This is a genomic window from Streptomyces sp. NBC_00683 (assembly GCF_036226745.1).
GTDB lineage: Bacteria > Actinomycetota > Actinomycetes > Streptomycetales > Streptomycetaceae > Streptomyces.
The window spans coordinates 5845592-5865576 of the sequence record NZ_CP109013.1 but is presented as its reverse complement, the minus strand read 5'-3'; the positions used below and the strand labels follow the sequence as shown (position 1 = coordinate 5865576).

Here is a 19985-nt window from a genome sequence, read left to right as displayed (position 1 = left end):
ATGGGGACCATGCAGATCCATATCGAAGCCTCAGAACTCCCGGGCCGCTCCTGCCGCCCGGGCACCGACTTCGCCGGTTTCGACAACATCCACGTAGGCGTGCAGCGCAAGGACAGACCCGGCGAGCTGCTGGGACTGCATCCCGGCGACGCCCCCTCCGCCACCTGGACACTGGACTGCACCGCCACCCCGACCGCCGACGGGATCGAGGTCGCGGGGCCGTACATCCAGAACCGGCTCGGCGGGCGCTTCGTCTACCTGTCCTGGGGCACCGTGGACGAGTCCGGCGTCTTCACCATGTTCCGGCGCGCCAAACTGATGATGGCCGATGTCGACGGGAGCGTCCTGGACGCCGCAGCCCGGACCGGGCACCTCACCGCGCGGCTACGCCTGACCGACGCCGAGGGGCAGCCGCGGTGCGCCCGCGTACGCCCACCGGACATCACCTGGTCCGCCACGGACGGGGCATGACACCGCCCCCACCGGTCCCAGGGGGGATTGGGCCGGTGAGGGCGGTTGCCGTGGGGGCGGCGGGGGGCGCCGTCCCGTGGGGGGTGTGAACCTTGTGCCCGGGTCCTTCAGGACCATACATGTGATGTGCGTCACATGTCACGGTTCGCGGCGTCACTCGATCGGCACCCGGCGGCTCCACTAGCCGGCATCACCGCCACGACCTGCACCGGGCCGGACGGCCGGGTGCGCCCGACGGGTCCGTACGAGTGAAAACTGACCGTGCGTCAGCTGGCGGAGGACGGGCGCCGCCCGTTGTCTCGGAGGGACACACCCGCCTGCCCGGAGGATTCCCATGCGCAGCCCTGCCCGCCTCGTGACCGGTACCGCCGCCGCGGCCCTCACCGCCGTCGCGCTCGGCCTCGCCACCGCCCCGTCCGCGTACGCCGAAGGCGTGGTGGCGAGGCCGGAGTCGCCCGCCTGGCCGGCGCCCCGGACGGATCCGGGGACGGAGACCGAGGCCGGCTCCGGAGCGGAGACCGACCCGAAGGCGCAGACGGTACCCGGGACGGACACCGACCCGGGTACGGAGACGGACCTGACCGAGACCGATCTCACGGAGACCGACCTCACCGAGACGGAACTGACGGAGACCGAGCTGACGGAGACCGAGCTGGGGACGGTGGTGCGGCCCGGAACGAGCCCGCGGCCCGAGCCCGTCAAGCCGCCGCCCGGGACGAAGCCCTCGCCGGTCAAGCCGCCCGTGTCCCCGCCCGGGACCTGGCCCGAGCGTCCCTCCGGGCACGTCAGGACCGGCGTCGGCGGCAGTGCCGGACCCGACACCGTCCAGCTCGCCGTGGGCGCCGGAGTCCTCGGCTCCGCCGCCGTCGGCGGTGTCTGGCTCCTGCGCCGGCGCCGCACGGACGGCGCGCAGGACGGCTGACGGCGACACCGCGAGGACGACGACGTGGACAGGACGACCCTGAGGTCCAGGGCATGGCTGGTGGGCATCGCCGCACTGTGCGGCATCTGGCTCGTCCAGAACGGCGCGGCCACCCGGACCGTCGCGCCCCAGCCGTCCACGGCCGAAGCCTTCGCCGCGGGTCCCGAACTCCGGCCGGGATCGGCGGTCGCCGAACCGCTGCGCCCCTCCGAACCGGTCCGCATCCGCATCCCCGGCATCGGTGTGGACGCACCCATGATGCGCCTGGGCCTCGGCCGGGACGGCAGCCTCGACGTACCGCCGGCCGGGAACCGCAACATCGCGGGCTGGTTCAAGGGCGGCGCCCCGCCCGGCGCGAAGGGCACCGCGATCGTCGCCGGTCATGTCGACAACGCCCAGGGGCCGTCGGTCTTCTACGCGCTCGGGTCGCTGAAGAAGGGGACCGTGGTCGAGATCGACCGCAAGGACGGCCGCACCGCCGTCTTCTCGGTCGACGCGATCGAGGTGTACGACAACGAGGACTTCCCCGACCAGCGGGTCTACGGAGCCTCGCCGCACGCGTCCCTGCGGCTGATCACCTGCGGCGGCGGCTTCTCGCAGCAGACCGGCTACCTGGGCAACGTGGTGGCGTACGCCCATCTCACCGAGGTGCGGTGATCAGGCCGACCGGGTGATCAGGCCGACCACTGGTCGAAGCCCAGCTTGGCGACCAGCGAGAACACCACGACCAGCAGGACCCCGCGGACGAAGTCGCTGCCCTTCCTGAGCGCCATGCGCGCTCCGAACATGCCGCCCGCCAGATTGAATACGGCCATCAGCGCGGCCAGCTGCCACAGCACGGTGCCCTGGTAGGCGAACATCGCCAGCGCCCCGGCGTTGGTGCAGACGTTCACGATCTTGGCGGTGGCGGACGCCGTCACCAGGTCGAGGTGGAGTACGGCGGTCAGGGCCAGCACCAGGAAGGTTCCCGTGCCCGGCCCGAACAGCCCGTCGTAGAAGCCGATACCGCCGCCGACCAGCACGATCGCGGTGACGGTACGGGCCCGGGTGACCTTCCTGCCGGTGCCGTCGCCGGCCGCGGCACTGCCGAAGGACGGCCGCAGCATGACGAAGGCCGCGACGCCGAGCAGCACCACCATGATCACCGGGCGCAGCACGTCGCTGCTGATCCCCGCGGCGAAGAAGGCGCCGGTCATCGACCCGGCGAGGGCCATGAGCCCGATCCGTACGGCGGTCCCCACCTGCACCGGCGCCTTGCGTACGTAGGTCACCGCGGCCCCCGAGGTGCCGACGATGGCGACCGCCTTGTTGGTGCCGAGGATGTGCGCGGCGGGAACGTTCGGCAGGCCCAGCAGCAGAGCGGGCAGGAGGAGGAGCCCCCCGCCGCCGACCACCGCATCGATCCAGCCCGCCGCGGCGGCGGCCAGGCAGAGGAGGACGAGGGTGGTCAGTGTTATCTCGGGCATGTCCGTGACCTTAGGCAAGCGATAGGTGCCCGGTCCAACCAGTTGCCCGGCCCTCACAGAGGGGGTCCGTGCGCGCTGAGCGCAAGGTTCCTCCCGGGAAACAGGAGGGATGCGGTCGGGTAACACCGGCCCCGCAGTCTCTTTGACATGAGGACACAGAGCGGGAACACGGCGCGTGTGGTGGTGATCGGCGCCGGGATGGCGGGCGCACGGCTCGCCGCCCGGGTCCCCGGTGTCACCGTCATCGGTGAGGAGGAGCACGCACCGTACAACAGGGTGCTGCTCGCCGAGGTGCTCGCCGGACGGTACGAGCCCGACGTCATCGCGCTGCCGCCCGCCGAGGTGCGGCGCGGGGTGCGGGTCGTACGGATCGACCGGGCGGACCGGCTGGTGCACTGCGACGACGGCAGCGTCATCGGGTACGAGCGCCTGGTGCTGGCCACCGGCTCCAACCCGGTGCTGCCGCCGCTGCGGGGCCTCGGCCACATACTGCCGGACGGGGTGCATCCCTTCCGCACCCTCGACGACTGCCTGGCCCTGCGCGCCGCCGTACGCCCCGGGGTGCGCGCCGTCGTCATCGGCGGCGGGCTCCTCGGAGTCTCCGCGGCCCGTGCGCTGGCCGAGTGCGGCGCCCAGGTGGTGCTGGCCCAGCAGGGCGAGCACCTCATGGAGCGTCAGCTGGACGCCGAGTCGGCCGGGCTGCTGCGAAGCCATCTGGAGGCCCTCGGCGTCGAGGTGCACACCGAGTGCCGGGTGCGCGGTCTGCGCTGCACCGACGGCGCCACCCCCGCGGTACGCGCCGTGGAGCTCGCCGACGGCTACGAGCTGGAGGCCGAGATCACGGTGCTGGCCTGCGGGGTCCGCCCCAGGACGGGCCTGGCACAGGCTGCCGGGCTCGACGTCCGCAAGGGCGTCGTCGTCGACGACGAACTGCGCACCTCGGACCCGTACATCCACGCGGTCGGCGACTGTGCCGAGCACCGCGGCACCGTGTACGGGCTGGCGGGCGCCGCGCTGGAACAGGCGGACGTGCTGGCCGAGGTACTGGCCGGCGGCTCCGCCCGCTACGAGGGCACCAGGGCCCTGACCCGGCTCACCCTGCGCTCCCCCGCCGCCGTCCCTGTCGCCGCCGGTGTCGCCGGTGCTCCGGGCGGTCTCGACCTGGCGGCCTTCGGCGACTCCCGTCCGATGCCCGGCGACGACGTGATCCGGCTGGCCGACGCCACCCGGGGCGCGTACCGCACGGTCGTCGTCCGGGGCGACCGGCTGGCCGGCGGGGTGCTGTTCGGCGATCTCGCCGCGGTCGGCACCCTCGCCCGGACCTGGCAGGACGACGAACCCCTCCCCGCCGACATGTCCCTGCTCCACCTGCTCACCAACGACGGAGGCTTCTGATGCCGGTGTCCACTCCCCCGACCGCCCCCACCGCAGGCGTGCCGACGATCGTGGTCGTCGGGCACGGCATGGTCGGCCAGCGGTTCCTGGAAGCGCTCGCCGACCGCGGGCTGACGGCCGCCGAGGGTACCGCCCGGGTCGTCGTCCTGTGCGAAGAGCCCCGCCCCGCCTACGACCGGGTGCAGCTGACCTCGTACTTCTCCGGGAAGACGCCGGAGGACCTCTCGCTCGTCGAGCCGGACTTCATGGCCCGGCACGGAATAGAACTGCACGTCGGCGACCCGGCGGAGAGCGTCGACCGCGAGGCGCGCACGGTCACCGCGCGCTCCGGGCAGACCTTCACGTACGACACGCTGGTGCTGGCCACCGGCTCGTACCCCTTCGTTCCGCCGGTTCCCGGCAAGGACACCGAGGGCTGCTTCGTCTACCGCACCATCGAGGACCTCCTCGCGATCGAGGAGTACGCGAAGACCGCGACGACCGGCGCGGTGGTCGGCGGCGGGCTGCTCGGCCTGGAGGCCGCGGGCGCCCTGAAGGGCCTCGGACTCAGCACGCACGTCGTGGAGTTCGCGCCCCGGCTGATGCCGGTCCAGGTCGACGACGGCGGCGGCGCCGCACTCCTGCGCACGATCGAGGACATGGGGCTCTCCGTCCACACGGGCGTCGGCACCCAGGAGGTCACCGCGGGCGACGACGGCCGGGTCAACGGCATGTCGCTCTCCGACGGCTCCTCGCTCGCCACCGACCTCGTCGTCTTCTCCGCCGGTGTCCGCCCCCGCGACCAGCTGGCCCGCGACTGCGGCCTGGCGGTCGGCCCGCGCGGCGGCATCATCGTCGACGAGGAGTGCCGCACCTCGGACAGCTCCGTGTTCGCGATCGGTGAGTGCGCGCTGGCCTCGGACGGCCGGGTGTACGGGCTGGTGGCGCCGGGCTACGAGATGGCGCTCGCGGTCGCCGAGGTGATCGCGGGCAACGCGGCCTCGTTCACCGGCGCCGACCTGTCGACGAAGCTGAAGCTCCTCGGTGTGGACGTCGCCTCGTTCGGTGACGCGCACGGCGCGGCCGAGGGCTGCCTCGACGTGGTCTATTCGGACTCCCGCTCGGGCGTCTACAAGAAGCTGGTGATCGGCCGGGACGGCACGCTGCTCGGCGGGGTCCTGGTCGGGGACGCCGACCAGTACGGCACGCTGCGGCCCATGACCGGCACGGTCCTGCCGGTCGCCCCGGAGCAGCTGGTGCTGCCGGCCGGCGCGGGCGGCCCCGTGACGCTCGGCCCGTCCTCGCTGCCCGACGAGGCAGTGATCTGCTCCTGCCACAACGTGACCAAGGGCGCTATCTGCGAGCACACCACGCTGCCCGAGGTGAAGAAGTGCACCAAGGCGGGCACGGGCTGCGGAAGCTGCGTCAAGGTCATCGGACAGCTGCTGCCGCAGCCCGAGGACCAGGGCCTGTGCGGCTGCTTCGCGTACACCCGCAGCGAGCTGTACGAGATCGTCCGCACCCTGGGTGTCACGACGTACGCCGGGCTGCTGGACTCGCACGGCCGCGACGAGGCCAAGGGCGGTGACGGCTGCGAGGTCTGCAAGCCGACGGTCGGTTCGATCATCGCCTCGCTGGCGCCGACGGTCGGTGCGAGCGGCTACGTCCTGGACGGCGAGCAGGCGGCCCTCCAGGACACCAACGACCACTTCCTCGCCAACCTCCAGCGCAACGGCTCCTACTCGATCGTGCCGCGCATCCCGGGCGGTGAGATCACCCCGGAGAAGCTGATCGTGATCGGCGAGGTGGCCCGGGACTTCGGCCTCTACACGAAGATCACCGGTGGCCAGCGGATCGACCTGTTCGGCGCCCGCGTCGACCAGCTCCCGCTGATCTGGACCCGTTTGGTGGACGCCGGTTTCGAGTCGGGGCACGCGTACGGGAAGTCGCTGCGCACGGTGAAGTCCTGTGTCGGGCAGACCTGGTGCCGCTACGGCGTGCAGGACTCGGTGAAGATGGCGATCGACCTGGAGCTGCGCTACCGGGGCCTGCGTTCGCCGCACAAGCTGAAGTCGGCCGTCTCCGGCTGCGCCCGCGAGTGCGCGGAGGCCCGCGGCAAGGACTTCGGGATCATCGCCACGGCGCAGGGCTGGAACCTGTACGTCGGCGGCAACGGCGGCGCCACACCGCGCCACGCGGACCTGCTGGCCCAGGACCTGTCCGACGCCGAACTGGTCCGCCTCATCGACCGGTTCCTGATGTTCTACATCCGTACGGCGGACCGACTGGAGCGCACCTCGACCTGGCTGGACCGGATCGAGGGCGGCCTGGACCACGTACGGGACGTCGTCGTCCACGACTCGCTGGGGCTGTGCGACGAGCTGGAGCGGCTGATGGCCGACCACGTCCGCGGCTACCGCGACGAGTGGGCCGAGACCATCAACGACCCGGAGCGGCTGCGCCGCTTCGTGACCTTCGTCAACGCCCCCGACGCACCCGACCCCTCGGTGAAGTTCGTCCCCGAGCGTGACCAGGTCAAGCCCGACCTGGACATCCTCGCGGGCCCCGTGCTCGCCATCCGTACTCTCGAAGGGACTCCCTCCTGATGACGACCCAGACGTTGGAAACGGCGCAGGACACCCGGACGATCCAGCTCGCGGACGGGGACGGCTGGCTCACGGTCTGCGACCGCGACCTGCTGACCCCGGGGCGCGGTGTGGCGGCCCTCCTCCCGGACGGCCGGCAGGTCGCCCTGTTCGTGGACCGGGCGGGGCGTGCGTACGCGATCGACAACCGTGACCCGTTCACCGGGGCGTACGTCCTGTCCCGGGGCCTGGTCGGCTCCGCGGCCGGGCGGCCGTTCGTGGCGTCGCCGCTGCTGAAGCAGCGCTTCGATCTGGAGACGGGCGCCTGCCTGGACGACGACGAGGTGACCGTGCCGGTCTTCGCGGTCCGCGCGGACTGATCCCGTTCCGTTCACCGCCTGTTGACGCTCCGTCAACTGCGTCCCTCTACTGTCCTGACGTTCGCCCCGCCGGGCCGACCGGACCGGCGGGCCCTCACGTCACCCGTGGAGTGATCGTGGAACGTCGGACCTTCTTGCGCACAGCGGTGATCGGTACGTCGGCGGCGGCCTTCGGCGGCACCCTGTGGCGGGGTGCCGCCTTCGCGGACCCCGCCCAGCCGGCCGCAGGACCCTACGGCGCGCTGCAGGCCGCCAACAGCAACGGCATCCTGCTGCCGAGCGGCTTCACCAGCAGGATCATCGCCCGTTCGGGGCAGACCGTCCCCGGCACCTCGTACGCCTGGCACAGCGCACCCGACGGCGGTGCGACGTTCACCGACGGCAGCGGCTGGATCTACGTCTCCAACGCCGAGGTCTCCTCGGGCAGCGGCGGCGGGGCGAGCGCCGTGCGCTTCAACTCCTCCGGGACCGTCACCGGCGCCTACCGGATCCTGTCCGGCACGAACAACAACTGCGCGGGCGGCCGGACCCCGTGGAACACCTGGCTGTCCTGCGAGGAGGTCAGCCGCGGCTTCGTCTACGAGACGGACCCCTGGGGTGTGAACGCGGCCGTCCAGCGGCCCGCCCTGGGCCGTTTCAAGCACGAGGCGGCTGCCGCCGACCCCGACCACGGGTACATCTACCTCACCGAGGACGAGACGGACGGCCGTTTCTACCGCTTCCGCCCCACCACCTGGGGCAATCTGTCCGCCGGCACCCTGCAGGTCCTGGTGGCGGGCTCCGGCACCTCTGGCCCGGTGACCTGGACGACGGTCCCCGACCCGGACGGCTCGCCGACCCTGACCCGCTACCAGGTCTCCGGCGCCAAGGTGTTCAACGGCGGTGAGGGCTGCTTCTACGCCGCGGGCACCTGCTGGTTCACCACCAAGGGCGACAACCGGGTGTGGGCGTACGACGCCGACGCGTCCAGCATCTCGCTCGCCTACGACGACTCGCTCGTCACCGGCGGCAGCGCCCCGCTGACCGGCGTGGACAACGTCACCCGGTCCGTCTCGGGCGACCTGTACGTCGCCGAGGACGGCGGGAACCTGGAGATCTGCCTGATCACCCCGGACGACACCGTCGCGCCGTTCCTGCGGGTCAGCGGCCAGTCCGGCTCGGAGATCACCGGCCCCGCGTTCTCCCCGGACGGCAGGCGCCTCTACTTCTCCTCGCAGCGCGGGACGAGCGGGAGCTCCTCCGGCGGCATCACGTACGAGGTCACGGGGCCGTTCCGCAGCTGAGCAGGACCGCGGCCCCACGTCGCCGTTCAGGCGCCGTGGGGCTGTTCTCCCCGTCCGTCGGCCATCAGGCCTGGCCACCGCTCTCGACCGCCGCCGGGTCCATCCACACGACCTCCCAGATGTGGTGGTCGGGGTCCTGGAAGGAACGGCCGTACATGGAGCCCATGTCCATGGGCTCGTTGGCCGGGGACCCGCCCGCGGCGAGCGCGGCGTCCGCCATCTCGTCGACCTTGGCTCTGCTGTCCGCGCTCAGGGCGATGAGGACCTCCGTCGTCTTCGACGCGTCGGCGATCTCCTTCTTGGTGAAGTCCTTGAAGCGAGGCTCGCTGATGAGCATGGCGAAGATCGTGTCGCTGATGACCAGACAGGCCGTCGTCTCGTCGCTGAACTGCGGGTTGAAGCCGAAGCCGAGCTTCCCGAAGAAGTTCTTCGTCGTCTCCAGGTCCTTGACCGGCAGGTTCACGAAGATCATCTGAGGCTGAGGCATGATTTCCACTCTTCCGTCCCTGCACTTCGCGTGCTCCGTGGCGCTGTTTCGCGCGCTTTCGAGAGGTAGACGGCAACGCCCGGCAGAACTCATCGCTCGCGACGGATTTCTTCCCGGGCCGACGGCCCGCACCGTCCGCGACGGCTCCCGGGGTGCCGGGCCCGTCAGGACATCGCGAGCGGGGCACCGCCCCTGAGCAGTGAGTCGCCCAGCGGGGTGAGGGTGTGCAGGACCGAGCTGCCGTGGCGCAGGGTCAGGACCAGGCCGGCCTCGCGCAGCACGCATGCGTGCTGGCTCGCCGAGGCCAGGGACACCCCTGTCCTGCGTGCCAGCTCACTCGTCGTGCAGCCGTTGCCTATGGCCCGCAGGACGGCGGAGCGGGTGTGCCCGACGAGCCGCCCCAGCCAGGGGCCCGGCTCGGCGAAGGCCGGGGCGGCCCGGTGGGTGACCGGGTAGACGAGGACCGGCGGGAGGTTCGGGTCCCGGTAGACGACCGGGGTGCCACGGCAGAAGAACGAGGGCTGCAGGAGCAGGCCCCGCCCGTCCAGGTGCAGCTCGCGGTCCACCGGGTAGTCCGCCTCCAGCACGGGCTCCCGCCAGCGGATCATGGGCGGCAGGGTGGACAGGAGCTCCTCCGTGCCGCCGTCCAGCAGGGCGCGGCCCCGGATGGCCCGGTCGGCCTCGACGCTCGCCCGGACGTGCTGCCAGTAAGGCTCGACTGCGGCGCGGTGGTAGCTGCGCAGGGCGGCTATGAGGCGTCCCAGCGGTTCCGTACGCCCCTCGGCGAGCGCGTCCAGCAGGGCCGCGGGGGTTCTGCCGCCGCCGGGTGACCGCTGCGGGCGGGGGCGGTTTCCGGCCAGTAGGGCCAGTTCGCCATGGAGGCGTTCCACGGGAGTGTCGCGCATTGCCTCCATTCCCGCGTCCAGACCGAATGGCTCGGCGACTTCCTGGGTCGGCGTCAGGAAGTCGGGAAAATAGCCGCGGGGCGGAACCACCGCGGAGAGCAGACGCGTTTCACCGTTCAACCGGGTCCGGGATTCGCTGCGCCATTTCCCGAAGACCGTGGAACCCCTCCTGTCCCTCAACCGGTGAAAACTGAGAATGGTTTCCCACATTGCGTCGGGCCTGGCGGCCATCCGCACTCGGGAAAGGTCCTCTCCGGACACATGGATACGAAGCACCGAACCCCCACTGTTGCAACCGCAATCGCCCCCATCGAAGGGTATGCATATCGTCACAGGACGTCACCACGGGGTTTCGGCCACAGTTGAAACGTCTCGCCCGCATCCTCGCCAACCGAAAAGCTGTACGACGTCGGGTACGCATCCGGCGCCACCGAAAGAGCGGGTGAGGGCCGTGGGGGGCTTTGCCTGTTCGGCGGCGGTGTGCGACGGTGCGGCTCCGTACCCGACGGGGGTAAGCCGGGTGCGGTCCATGGGTGGGGATCCATGGACCGCACCCCGGTCCGTTCGGCAGGGAATTTGCTCACCGAACGAAGAAAAGCAACAACCCTCAACAACACTCAGTGGTTCGTAATTCAAATGACGAAGCGGCGGCACCCCCGCACAGGGTGCCGCCGCTTCCGGGTTTTCCGGAGCCGCCGTCGGATCGGTGAGGGTACGGATGATCCGCCGGCGGCCACGGAGTCGTGGTCGCAGGTGTCAGTGGGCCGGTGGTGCGCTCAGCGGCTGTCGCTGCCCTTCGAACCGGCAGCGGCGCGGCCCGCCTCGAGCCTCGCCACCGGAATACGGAACGGCGAGCAGGAGACGTAGTCCAGGCCCACCTCGTGGAAGAAGTGCACCGACTCCGGGTCACCGCCGTGCTCACCGCAGACACCGAGCTTGAGGTCGGGCCGGGTGGCCAGGCCGGCCTCCACGGCGCTGCGTACGAGCGCGCCGACGCCGTCCTTGTCGATCGTCTCGAACGGCGACACCCCGAAGATGCCCTTCTCCAGGTACGCGGTGAAGAACGAGGCCTCCACGTCGTCGCGGGAGAAGCCCCACACCGTCTGGGTGAGGTCGTTCGTACCGAAGGAGAAGAACTCCGCTGCCTCGGCGATCTGACCGGCGGTCAGCGCGGCGCGGGGCAGCTCGATCATCGTGCCGATGGTCAGCTTCAGCTCCGTACCGGTGGCCGCCTCGACCTCGGCGATCACCTGGTCGGCCTCCTCGCGGACGATCTCCAGCTCCTGGACCGTGCCGACGAGCGGAATCATGATCTCGGCGCGCGGGTCGCCCTTCGCGTTCTTGCGCTGCGCCGCCGCTTCCGCGATCGCGCGGACCTGCATCGCGAACAGACCCGGGATGACCAGGCCGAGACGGACACCGCGCAGACCCAGCATCGGGTTCTGCTCGTGCAGCTTGTGCACGGCCTGCAGGAGGCGCAGGTCGTTCTCGTTGGCGTCCTTGCGGGACTCGGCGAGCGCGACCCGTACGGAGAGCTCCGTGATGTCGGGCAGGAACTCGTGCAGCGGCGGGTCGAGCAGCCGGACGGTGACGGGCAGCCCGTCCATCGACTCGAACAGCTCGATGAAGTCGGCCTTCTGGAGCGGCAGGAGCGCGGCCAGGGCGTCCTCGCGCTCGTCGTCGGTGTCCGCGAGGATCAGCTTCTCGACCATCTCGCGGCGCTCGCCGAGGAACATGTGCTCGGTGCGGCACAGGCCGATGCCCTGGGCACCGAAGCGACGGGCCCGCGAGGCGTCCTCGGCGTTGTCCGCGTTCGCCCGTACCCGCAGCCGGCGTACCCGGTCCGCGTACGCCATGATCCGGTGCACGGCGGCGACGAGCTCGTCGGCGTCGTCGGCGCCCGCGTGCATGCGGCCCTCGAAGTACTCGACGACCGGGGACGGCACGACGGGGACCTCACCGAGGTAGACCTTGCCGGTGGAGCCGTCGACCGAGACGAGGTCGCCCTCCTCGACGACCGTGTCGCCGACGGTGAGCCTGCGGCGCTTGGTGTCGACCTCGATCTCCTCGGCGCCGCAGACACAGGTCTTGCCCATGCCGCGTGCGACGACGGCGGCGTGCGAGGTCTTGCCGCCGCGCGAGGTGAGGATGCCTTCGGCGGCGATCATTCCGTCGAGGTCGTCGGGGTTGGTCTCCCGGCGGATGAGGATGACCTTCTCGCCGGACCGCGACCACTTGACCGCGGTGTACGAGTCGAAGACGGCCTTTCCGACGGCCGCACCCGGCGACGCGGCGATGCCGCGGCCCAGGAGCACGGTGCTGGCCGCGTCGTCGAAGCGCGGGAACATCAGCTGCGCGAGCTGGGCGCCGTTGACGCGCTGGAGCGCCTCGGCCTCGTCGATGAGGCCCTGGTCGACGAGCTGGGTGGCGATCCGGAAGGCGGCACCGGCGGTGCGCTTGCCGACCCGGGTCTGGAGCATCCAGAGCTGACCGCGCTCGATGGTGAACTCGATGTCGCAGAGATCCTTGTAGTGGGTCTCCAGCGTCTCCATGATCTTCATCAGCTGGTCGTACGACGCCTTGTCGATCGACTCCAGATCGGCGAGCGGAACCGTGTTGCGGATGCCCGCCACGACGTCCTCGCCCTGCGCGTTCTGCAGGTAGTCGCCGTACACGCCCTGGTGGCCGCTGGCCGGGTCACGGGTGAAGGCGACGCCCGTACCCGAGTCGGGACCCAGGTTGCCGAAGACCATCGAGCAGATGTTGACGGCCGTGCCGAGGTCGCCGGGGATGCGCTCCTGGCGGCGGTAGAGCTTCGCCCGGTCCGTGTTCCACGAGTCGAAGACGGCCTTTATGGCCAGGTCCATCTGCTCGCGCGGGTCCTGCGGGAAGTCGCGTCCGGCATCCCGGTTGACGATCTTCTTGAACTGCTTGACCAGCTTCTTGAGGTCGGCCGCGTCGAGGTCCACGTCGACGGTGACGCCCTTGGCCTCCTTCGCCGCCTCCAGCGCCTCCTCGAAGAGTTCGCCGTCGACCCCGAGGACCGTCTTGCCGAACATCTGGATGAGGCGGCGGTACGAGTCCCAGGCGAAGCGCTCGTCGCCGGACTGGGCGGTGAGCCCGACGACCGAGGCGTCGGAGAGGCCGATGTTGAGGACCGTGTCCATCATGCCCGGCATCGAGAACTTGGCGCCGGAGCGGACCGAGACCAGCAGCGGGTCGTCGGCCTGGCCGAGCTTCTTGCCCATCCGGTCCTCGAGCGCCGTGAGGTGCGCACTGACCTCGTCGCGCAGCTCGGCCGGCTCGTCACCACTGTCGAGGTAGAACTTGCACGCCTCGGTGGTGATGGTGAAGCCCGGAGGGACCGGCAGCCCGAGATTGGTCATCTCGGCGAGGTTTGCACCCTTGCCGCCCAGAAGGTCCTTGAGCTCCTTGTTGCCCTCGGTGAAGTCGTAGACGAACTTCTGGGGATCTTTGTTTTCCGACACGGGTCTCGACTCCTCGAGGACGCGGTGGCTGCCCTGACGGCGAGGAACATACCCAGATCGAAGGTGTCTCGGTACGTCCACTTGCGCGTCATGAGGTCTCAACCACCCGTCCGCCAGCAGATCGAAAGTGGTGCGGGAGGTCAGCCGGACGGGTGGACTCGTTCACTTCTTGAATCAATGACTACCCCGAGTGTCCGCAGATCGCCCGTTCGGCGACAGCGAGTAGTGGTTGCGTCGATCGATCAAAGTAAAGTCGCCTGGCACCCAGTGCCATCATTTGAGAAGTACAGCATGCGAAAGAGTGCTCATCTGAGCCACTCACTCCTCAAGGGTGGCGAGAATCACGCCCCCGAGCCCGCTCAGATGTCATCATCCGGACGCCGAAGAGGCGGCGAACCGTCACCCAGCGATCACTTAGACATCACAGATCGTGAACATGGACCCTCGAAGGGCCGCTCGCACGCCGCACTCACGCTCACCTCGCGTCGAATCACGCCGGATCACACTCAAAAGCCCGCTCAAACGAGCGGGCCAGAAAGTTGGGCACTCCGTGCCCCGCGCAGCGGTGCTCAGCCCCCGGAGGTGTCCAGCTCCGCGTCGGCGCTCACGCCCGCGCAGTCGTAGGGGTCCTTGAGCCAGCCGTCGGGCAGCGCCACGCGGTTGTTGCCGGACGTACGCCCGCGAGGGCCGTCCGCTCCGTCCGGCCACGGCTGGTCCAGCTCCAGCTCCTGCAGCTGCCCGCCCAGCTCCTCCAGCGAGGAGGTGACCGCCAGCTTCCTGCGCATCTCCGAGCCGACCGCGAAGCCCTTGAGGTACCAGGCCACGTGCTTACGGAAGTCGATCACGCCCCGGGTCTCGTCGCCGATCCACTCCCCCAGCAGCGTCGCGTGGCGCAGCATGACGTCCGCGACCGCGCGCAGGGCCGGCGCCTGCCTGGTCTCCGTACCCTCGAAGGCGCTGACGAGGTCGCCGAAGAGCCAGGGCCGCCCCAGGCAGCCGCGGCCGACGACCACGCCGTCGCAGCCCGTCTCGCGCATCATCCGCAGGGCGTCGTCCGCGCACCAGATGTCCCCGTTGCCGAGGACGGGGATCTCGGGGACGTGCTCCTTGAGGCGCGCGATCGCGTCCCAGTCCGCGGTGCCGCCGTAGTGCTGGGCGGTGGTCCTGCCGTGCAGGGCGACGGCCGTGATGCCCTCCTCGACCGCGATACGGCCCGCGTCGAGGTAGGTCATGTGGTCCTCGTCGATGCCCTTGCGCATCTTGATGGTGACCGGCAGATCGCCCGCGCCGGCCACGGCCTCGCGGAGGATCGCCCGCAGCAGGGGCCGCTTGTACGGGAGCGCGGAGCCGCCGCCCTTGCGGGTGACCTTGGGGACGGGGCAGCCGAAGTTGAGGTCGATGTGGTCGGCGAGGTCCTCCTCGACGATCATGCGGACCGCCTTGCCGACGGTGACCGGGTCCACTCCGTACAGCTGGATGGAGCGCGGGGTCTCGCTCGCGTCGAAGTGGATGAGCTGCATGGTCTTCTCGTTGCGCTCGACCAGCGCCCGGGTGGTGATCATCTCGCTGACGAACAGCCCCTTGCCGCCGGAGAACTCACGGCACAGGGTGCGGAACGGGGCGTTGGTGATGCCGGCCATGGGGGCGAGCACGACCGGCGGCTGCACGGTGTGCGGGCCGATCCGGAGCAGCGGGAGGGCAGGGGCGAGCGAGGTCATCCATCCATTGTCGCGTACGCGGGACGGGGCTCGGGATGCCGTCGGTTCAGGCTCCCACCGGAGACAGGTCCAGCAGTCGTTCGAGCCCCTGCCGGGACTCCTCGTCGGCGGGGACGTACGTCACGAGGCGGGGGCCCGCCGACGGGCCGAGCCAGAGGTCGGTGTGGTCGAGGCGGAGCAGCCCCACCCGGGCGTTGCGGAACAGCTTGGTCCGCCCTCCGGGGCCCACGACCTCGTGCCGGGCCCAGATCTCGCCGAACTCCGGGGAGGCGGCCTCCAGGCGGCTCAGCAGTGTCTTCCAGGCCGGCTCGGCCAGGTGCTCCGCCATGGCACCGCGGAACTTGGCCGCCATCACCCGGCGCATCTCCGCCAGGTCGACCACGGAGGCGCGCCAGTCCTCGTTGGTGTAGGCGAGGAGCATGCAGTTGCGGTCCTCGGGAGCGACGGCGTCCAGGTCGCACAGCAGCCGCCCGTAGGTGCGGTTGTAGGCGAGGATGTCGTACCTGCTGTTCTGGATGCAGGCCGGGTAGGGCTCCAGCTGCGTGAGCAGGGCTTCGAGGGACGGGGTGACCCCGGCGCAGCGGGAGCCCGGCGCGGGGTCGACGGCGCCGGCGAGGGCGAAGAGGTGCGAGCGTTCACTGGGGTCCAGCAGCAGCGCGCGGGCCAGCGCGTCGAGGACCTGCGGGGACACGTGGATGTCGCGGGCCTGCTCCAGCCACGTGTACCAGGTGACCCCGACGGCGGAGAGCTGTGCCACCTCCTCGCGGCGCAGGCCGGGGGTGCGCCTGCGGGGGCCGCGGGGCAGGCCCGCCTGCTCGGGGGTGATCCGCTCACGGCGGCTGCGCAGGAACCCGGCGAGTTCGTGCCGCCTGATGTCGGTCTCGGGAGCCTCGGTCACCATCGTCATACCCCCAGCGTGCCGAACGGCCCGGCGGTCTGCCAGGTGCTGCTTCTACCAGGATAAAGACACTCTGGTACCAGGCTGGGATCAGGTCCATCGTCGTTGACGTGAGTGAATCCCCTGTACTGACCAAGACACCCGCCGCCACCGGCACACCCGTGGGGCGGCACGACCGCACCACGCCCGTGCTCGGCCGGCTCGGTCTGTTCACGGTGCTGCTCGGCGCGGCGCTGCCCCTCATCGACTTCTTCATCGTCAACGTCGCCCTGCCCACCATCGACCACGACCTGGACGCGGGCCCCGCCCTGCTGGAACTGGTCGTCGCCGGCTACGGGCTCTCGTACGCCGTGCTGCTCGTCCTCGGCGGGCGGCTGGGCGACATGGCGGGGAGGCGCAGGCTCTTCCTCATCGGGATGGCGGCCTTCGGGCTCACCTCCCTCGCCTGCGGGCTGGCTCCCGACGCCTGGACCCTCGTGGGGGCCAGGGTCGCGCAGGGTGCCGCCGCGGCGCTGATGCTGCCGCAGGTGCTCGCCACCATCCAGGCGGCCACCGCGGGGCACCGCCGGGCCCGGGCCATGAGCCTGTACGGGGCGACGGCCGGCCTGTCGATGGTCGCGGGCCAGATCCTCGGTGGCGTCCTCGTCTCCGCCGCCCCGCTGTCGTCGGTGTTCGGCGAGAGTGCGGGCTGGCGGTCGGTGTTCCTGGTGAACGTGCCGGTGGCCGTGGTGGGGCTGGTCCTGGCCGCCCGCTCCGTGCCGGAGACCCGCTCGGACCGGCCTGCCCCCGTCGACGTACCGGGCACGCTGCTGCTGGCCCTGTCCCTGGTGACGCTGCTGGCCCCGCTGACCGAGGGGCGTGCGGCGGGCTGGCCGCTGTGGACCTGGGTCTCGCTGGGGCTGTTCCCCTTCACCGCGTTCGCCTTCTACCGGGTGGAGCAGCGGGCCGACGCACGCGGACAGACCCCGCTGGTGCCGCCGAGCCTGCTGCGGCTGGAGTCACTGCGGCGCGGTCTGACGCTGGTGGTGCCGTTCTCGATCGGCTTCGGCGGCTTCATGTTCGTCATCGCCGTGGCCCTCCAGCAGGGGCTGAGGATGGGCCCGGCAGCGGCGGGGCTGTCGCTGGCGCCCATGGCCGCGACATTCTTCGCGGCCTCACTGGCCGGCCCCCGGCTGGTGCACCGGTTCGGCAGCCGGGTCGTGACGGCCGGCGGGATCATCCAGGGCGTGGGCGTCGTGGTGCTGGTGCTCACCGTGTGGCGGGGCTGGCCGGACCTCGGACTCCTGGGGCTGCTGCCGGGTGTCGCGATCGCCGGGCTGGGGCAGGGGCTGCAACTGCCCGTCCTGTTCCGCATCGTGCTGTCCGACGTACCCGCCGAGCGGGCCGGGGTGGGCGGCGGGGTGATGACGACGACTCAGCAGGCCGCGCTGGCGCTGGGGGTGGCGACGCTCGGGACGCTGTTCCTCGCGCTGGCGCCGGGGGCGGGGATGCGGGACGCGCTCGTGGTGACGCTGCTGGTGCAGCTGGCGGCGGTCGTGCTGACGACGCTGCTGAGCCTGCGGCTGCCCCGTGCCGTCGGGTGAGGAACGAGGTGGGCCCGGATCACCGTGGTGGTGATCCGGGCCCACTGTCGTACCGGTAGGTCAGCTCTGTGCTGACTGGCCGTCCTGCTCCGAGGAGGCGTCCGCGGATGCATCGGCCTGGGCGGAGCCGGAGCCCTCGGCGCGCTCACGCATCTTGCGCACCAGCTCCTGCTTCTGTTCGGCCGCGGTCCGGCGGTCGGCGTCGCGCGCGGGGCCCGCGCCCTGCTGCTCGGCGCGGGACAGCTTCTTGCGCTGTCCGCCCACACCGAGGAGGTTGTTGCGGCTCTTGGCCACGGGGTTCTCCCATTCGTGGTGAGAAGTGAGTCTGAAGAGATCAGCGATCTCAGGGATCGATTCGGTGGGCGACGGGCCCACGGGCCCGTCGCGCTCTCACTCGTAGATCTGGAAGAACGAAGACATACCGAAAAAGGTACCGTCCCTAGCCAGGAAGCACGAGTGAGTTCTGGACCCACTCACGTTTTCTGGGCGCATCCCGAACGGTGTTGGATGCGCTGGGTTCCCGCTTTCGCGTCCCGTTCGGCTGCACGCCTCCTGGGGCGTGGTCCGTTGCGGGTGGGCGGGTTCCCTCACGTCCTCGTGCACCTGGTGCGGCCTGGGCGGTCCGATGCCCGACACGATCACTCCGGTCGTGTGGGGGCGGTGCCGTCCGACGCCGGATCGGGTGTCCGAGGGCGCGTCGCCCGATCGCGATACCTGCGGCATCGTGACGGGAGATTCTGCGGTGCGGGGTGGTCAGCGGTTTCTGCCAGTACTGCCCACCCCACATCGACGTGTAAGCAGCGTCGACCGCGACGATCGCCAAGCCCTGTTCAGCGGCCATGGAGACGAGCCGGGTCTTGAGCTTGCCGGTCGGGATGCCGGAGATCAGCTGCCGGAAGTGCTTCTTCCGGCCGTGCTTCTCCCTCGTCTTCTCCATGGTGAAGTCGAGGTCCTCGATACCGATCGCTGCCACGCCACTCTGCTTGGCCCAGTTGATGAGCCGGGTCAGGGCGTGGCGGATCTGGGCGTCGCGGTGCGTGGTGGTGCCGGACAGGTCGTAGGCGAAACGGTGCGGGTTACCGACCGGTTGCCGTGCGGGTCGAGCCGGTACGCGGCGAAGTGGTCGGCGTTGGTGTCGACACCGATCATGCCCCTGGCCCGGGCCGCCTCCAACGGGATCGTCCGGATGATCGGGCGTTGCCAGGACGCGGTCAAATACCAGCGGTTGCGTTCGGTGTCGAGGTGGATGCGGTAGGCGACAGCCCGGTTCCCGGCGATCCGGTCGGCCCACTCCACACCCCGGTGCGCGAACGCAACGGTCGCAGTGAGGGTGTAGCGACCGTGCTTGGTGTTGGCCAGGCGCGCCAGCGGGGCGGGCAACTTGATCGACACCTGGCCGTCCGGGGTGACACGGATCGTTTCGTTCCCGAACCGCTTCCCCGACTCACCATCCGCAGCAAGAAACCAGCGCTCCGCTTCCCACCGCCCACGCCACTGCCCCTCGGTGAGCCTGGCCTCGGCCAGGTGGTGGCGGGTGTTGAGCAGGCGTTTGCCACCCCGGACGACCCGTACCCGCCCTGCACGCCAGTCCGCGACCACTACCGTGTGCCGCGCCTCCAAAACTACGAGGCGACGCGACTTGTTGAACCACTCGCCCTTGGACCGGTAGCCACCCGCCGCACGCTTGGTGCCCCTCTCCCCGATCGGGAGGGACAGCCGGTGCCGCAGCATCCTGATCCCTGCATCGAGAGTGCGGATGTGTGCGGCCTGACAACGGCGGGCGAGCGCCCACTGGGCATGGGTCGCCTTCGTGATCGCTCCGGCGATCCGCGACGACGACGTCTTCGTCAGCTCCCGCTTACGCGATGCCCACGTATCAGCACTGTGATCCAGACCCTGCGCGCATCGGGCCTTGAGGTCACGGGAGGCGAGCGCACCCTGATGTTCACCGACGGCACGCAGGACCTTCTCGTCCTGCGATGTGAGGTGCTTCAGGCGGTCCCTCACCGCCACCCCGGACGGACCCGGCACCACGAACGACGCCGCCAACCCCCGCACACCACCCACCACAACACCCCCCAAAGGCTGCGCACCTACGCCCAGCACAACGAGCAACCACCACCAAGGTCACCCGATTTTCGGCCGCGGGGCGGGGAGCCCCTCAGGCGCTCGGGTCGACCGTCGCCTGGTGGGACTCGGCGAGGTGCTCCTCGGCCTTCAGCCACGGCAGGAACTGCGCGCCCTTGCGCCACCCGCAGGTGTCGCAGGTCAGCTGCCTCTGCATCCCCGACTTCCGGACGTGGACGACGTGTTCACGTCCGTGCTGGTCCCATCTGCTGACCTTGCTCGTGGTCATGGACGGCATCCTGGCCTCCTGTGGACGAGTGCGCCCAGTGTGCACGAAGCCCCCGGCTCCCTGCGCGGG

16 protein-coding genes and 1 pseudogene are annotated in these 19985 nt (G+C 70.6%); 8 read left to right on the top strand and 9 right to left on the bottom strand.

The genetic code is table 11. From position 1 onward, the window contains the following. Nucleotides 1-9 precede the first annotated feature (9 nt). The 3 genes from OG257_RS26090 (at nucleotide 10) to OG257_RS26080 (ending at nucleotide 2050) form a co-directional block, all read left to right on the top strand. Complete coding sequence (locus OG257_RS26090) at nucleotides 10-471, top strand: DUF5990 family protein (RefSeq protein WP_329215352.1); 462 nt, start codon at nucleotides 10-12, stop codon at nucleotides 469-471. A 334-nt stretch (nucleotides 472-805) separates the two neighbouring features. Continuing rightward, a complete protein-coding gene (locus tag OG257_RS26085; protein ID WP_329211278.1) occupies nucleotides 806-1393 on the top strand; it encodes a pentapeptide repeat-containing protein in 588 nt (195 codons plus the stop codon). Between the two features lie 24 nt (nucleotides 1394-1417). After that, nucleotides 1418-2050 carry a class F sortase gene (locus OG257_RS26080; protein WP_329211276.1) on the top strand — a complete coding sequence of 211 codons (633 nt, stop codon included), beginning with the start codon at nucleotides 1418-1420 and terminating at the stop codon, nucleotides 2048-2050. Nucleotides 2051-2067: 17 nt separating this feature from the next. Here OG257_RS26080 and OG257_RS26075 read toward each other — a convergent pair whose 3' ends face one another. After that, nucleotides 2068-2859, bottom strand: a complete 792-nt coding sequence (locus OG257_RS26075) for a sulfite exporter TauE/SafE family protein (RefSeq protein WP_329211275.1) — start codon at nucleotides 2857-2859, stop codon at nucleotides 2068-2070. Between the two features lie 147 nt (nucleotides 2860-3006). On the opposite strand from OG257_RS26075, the gene OG257_RS26070 reads away from it, so the two are divergent. From OG257_RS26070 to OG257_RS26055, 4 genes are all read left to right on the top strand, one after another. Beyond that, nucleotides 3007-4254 carry an NAD(P)/FAD-dependent oxidoreductase gene (locus OG257_RS26070; protein WP_329211274.1) on the top strand — a complete coding sequence of 416 codons (1248 nt, stop codon included), beginning with the start codon at nucleotides 3007-3009 and terminating at the stop codon, nucleotides 4252-4254. Continuing rightward, nucleotides 4254-6839, top strand: coding sequence for a nitrite reductase large subunit NirB (gene nirB, locus OG257_RS26065; protein WP_329211272.1), 2586 nt, complete (start codon nucleotides 4254-4256; stop codon nucleotides 6837-6839). Before OG257_RS26070 ends, nirB begins: the two co-directional genes overlap by 1 nt. Continuing rightward, nucleotides 6839-7198, top strand: a complete 360-nt coding sequence (nirD, locus tag OG257_RS26060; RefSeq protein WP_329211270.1) for a nitrite reductase small subunit NirD — start codon at nucleotides 6839-6841, stop codon at nucleotides 7196-7198. The genes nirB and nirD overlap by 1 nt, the downstream gene beginning before the upstream one ends. A 116-nt stretch (nucleotides 7199-7314) precedes the next feature. Then, nucleotides 7315-8481, top strand: a complete 1167-nt coding sequence (locus tag OG257_RS26055) for an alkaline phosphatase PhoX (RefSeq protein WP_329211268.1) — start codon at nucleotides 7315-7317, stop codon at nucleotides 8479-8481. A 64-nt stretch (nucleotides 8482-8545) separates the two neighbouring features. On the opposite strand, the gene OG257_RS26050 is transcribed toward OG257_RS26055, so the two are convergent. The 5 genes from OG257_RS26050 to OG257_RS26030 form a co-directional block, all read right to left on the bottom strand. After that, the gene (locus OG257_RS26050) at nucleotides 8546-8968 is read right to left on the bottom strand and encodes a VOC family protein (RefSeq protein WP_329211266.1); all 423 of its coding nucleotides are present in this window, start codon (nucleotides 8966-8968) and stop codon (nucleotides 8546-8548) included. A gap of 164 nt (nucleotides 8969-9132) precedes the next feature. Continuing rightward, nucleotides 9133-10149 carry an ArsR/SmtB family transcription factor gene (locus tag OG257_RS26045; RefSeq protein WP_329211265.1) on the bottom strand — a complete coding sequence of 339 codons (1017 nt, stop codon included), beginning with the start codon at nucleotides 10147-10149 and terminating at the stop codon, nucleotides 9133-9135. A 500-nt stretch (nucleotides 10150-10649) separates the two neighbouring features. After that, nucleotides 10650-13361 (bottom strand): pyruvate, phosphate dikinase, encoded by a 2712-nt coding sequence (ppdK, locus tag OG257_RS26040; protein ID WP_329211264.1) that lies wholly within the window; start codon nucleotides 13359-13361, stop codon nucleotides 10650-10652. A 569-nt stretch (nucleotides 13362-13930) separates the two neighbouring features. Beyond that, complete coding sequence (dusB, locus tag OG257_RS26035; protein ID WP_329211262.1) at nucleotides 13931-15079, bottom strand: tRNA dihydrouridine synthase DusB; 1149 nt, start codon at nucleotides 15077-15079, stop codon at nucleotides 13931-13933. 46 nt (nucleotides 15080-15125) lie between these two features. Then, complete coding sequence (locus tag OG257_RS26030) at nucleotides 15126-15986, bottom strand: helix-turn-helix transcriptional regulator (protein WP_329211261.1); 861 nt, start codon at nucleotides 15984-15986, stop codon at nucleotides 15126-15128. A gap of 101 nt (nucleotides 15987-16087) precedes the next feature. Here OG257_RS26030 and OG257_RS26025 point away from each other — a divergent pair, with 101 nt between their 5' ends. Beyond that, the gene (locus tag OG257_RS26025) at nucleotides 16088-17560 is read left to right on the top strand and encodes an MFS transporter (RefSeq protein ID WP_443054485.1); all 1473 of its coding nucleotides are present in this window, start codon (nucleotides 16088-16090) and stop codon (nucleotides 17558-17560) included. Nucleotides 17561-17620: 60 nt separating this feature from the next. On the opposite strand, the gene OG257_RS26020 is transcribed toward OG257_RS26025, so the two are convergent. The 3 genes and pseudogenes from OG257_RS26020 to OG257_RS26010 form a co-directional block, all read right to left on the bottom strand. Continuing rightward, nucleotides 17621-17854, bottom strand: a complete 234-nt coding sequence (locus tag OG257_RS26020; protein WP_329211259.1) for a DUF6243 family protein — start codon at nucleotides 17852-17854, stop codon at nucleotides 17621-17623. Nucleotides 17855-17999: 145 nt separating this feature from the next. Then, nucleotides 18000-19627: pseudogene (locus OG257_RS26015) on the bottom strand (IS200/IS605 family accessory protein TnpB-related protein). Nucleotides 19628-19721: 94 nt separating this feature from the next. Then, on the bottom strand, nucleotides 19722-19925 hold the full coding sequence (locus tag OG257_RS26010; protein WP_329211258.1) for a hypothetical protein: 204 nt from the start codon (nucleotides 19923-19925) through the stop codon (nucleotides 19722-19724). Between the last annotated feature and the right edge of the window lie 60 nt (nucleotides 19926-19985).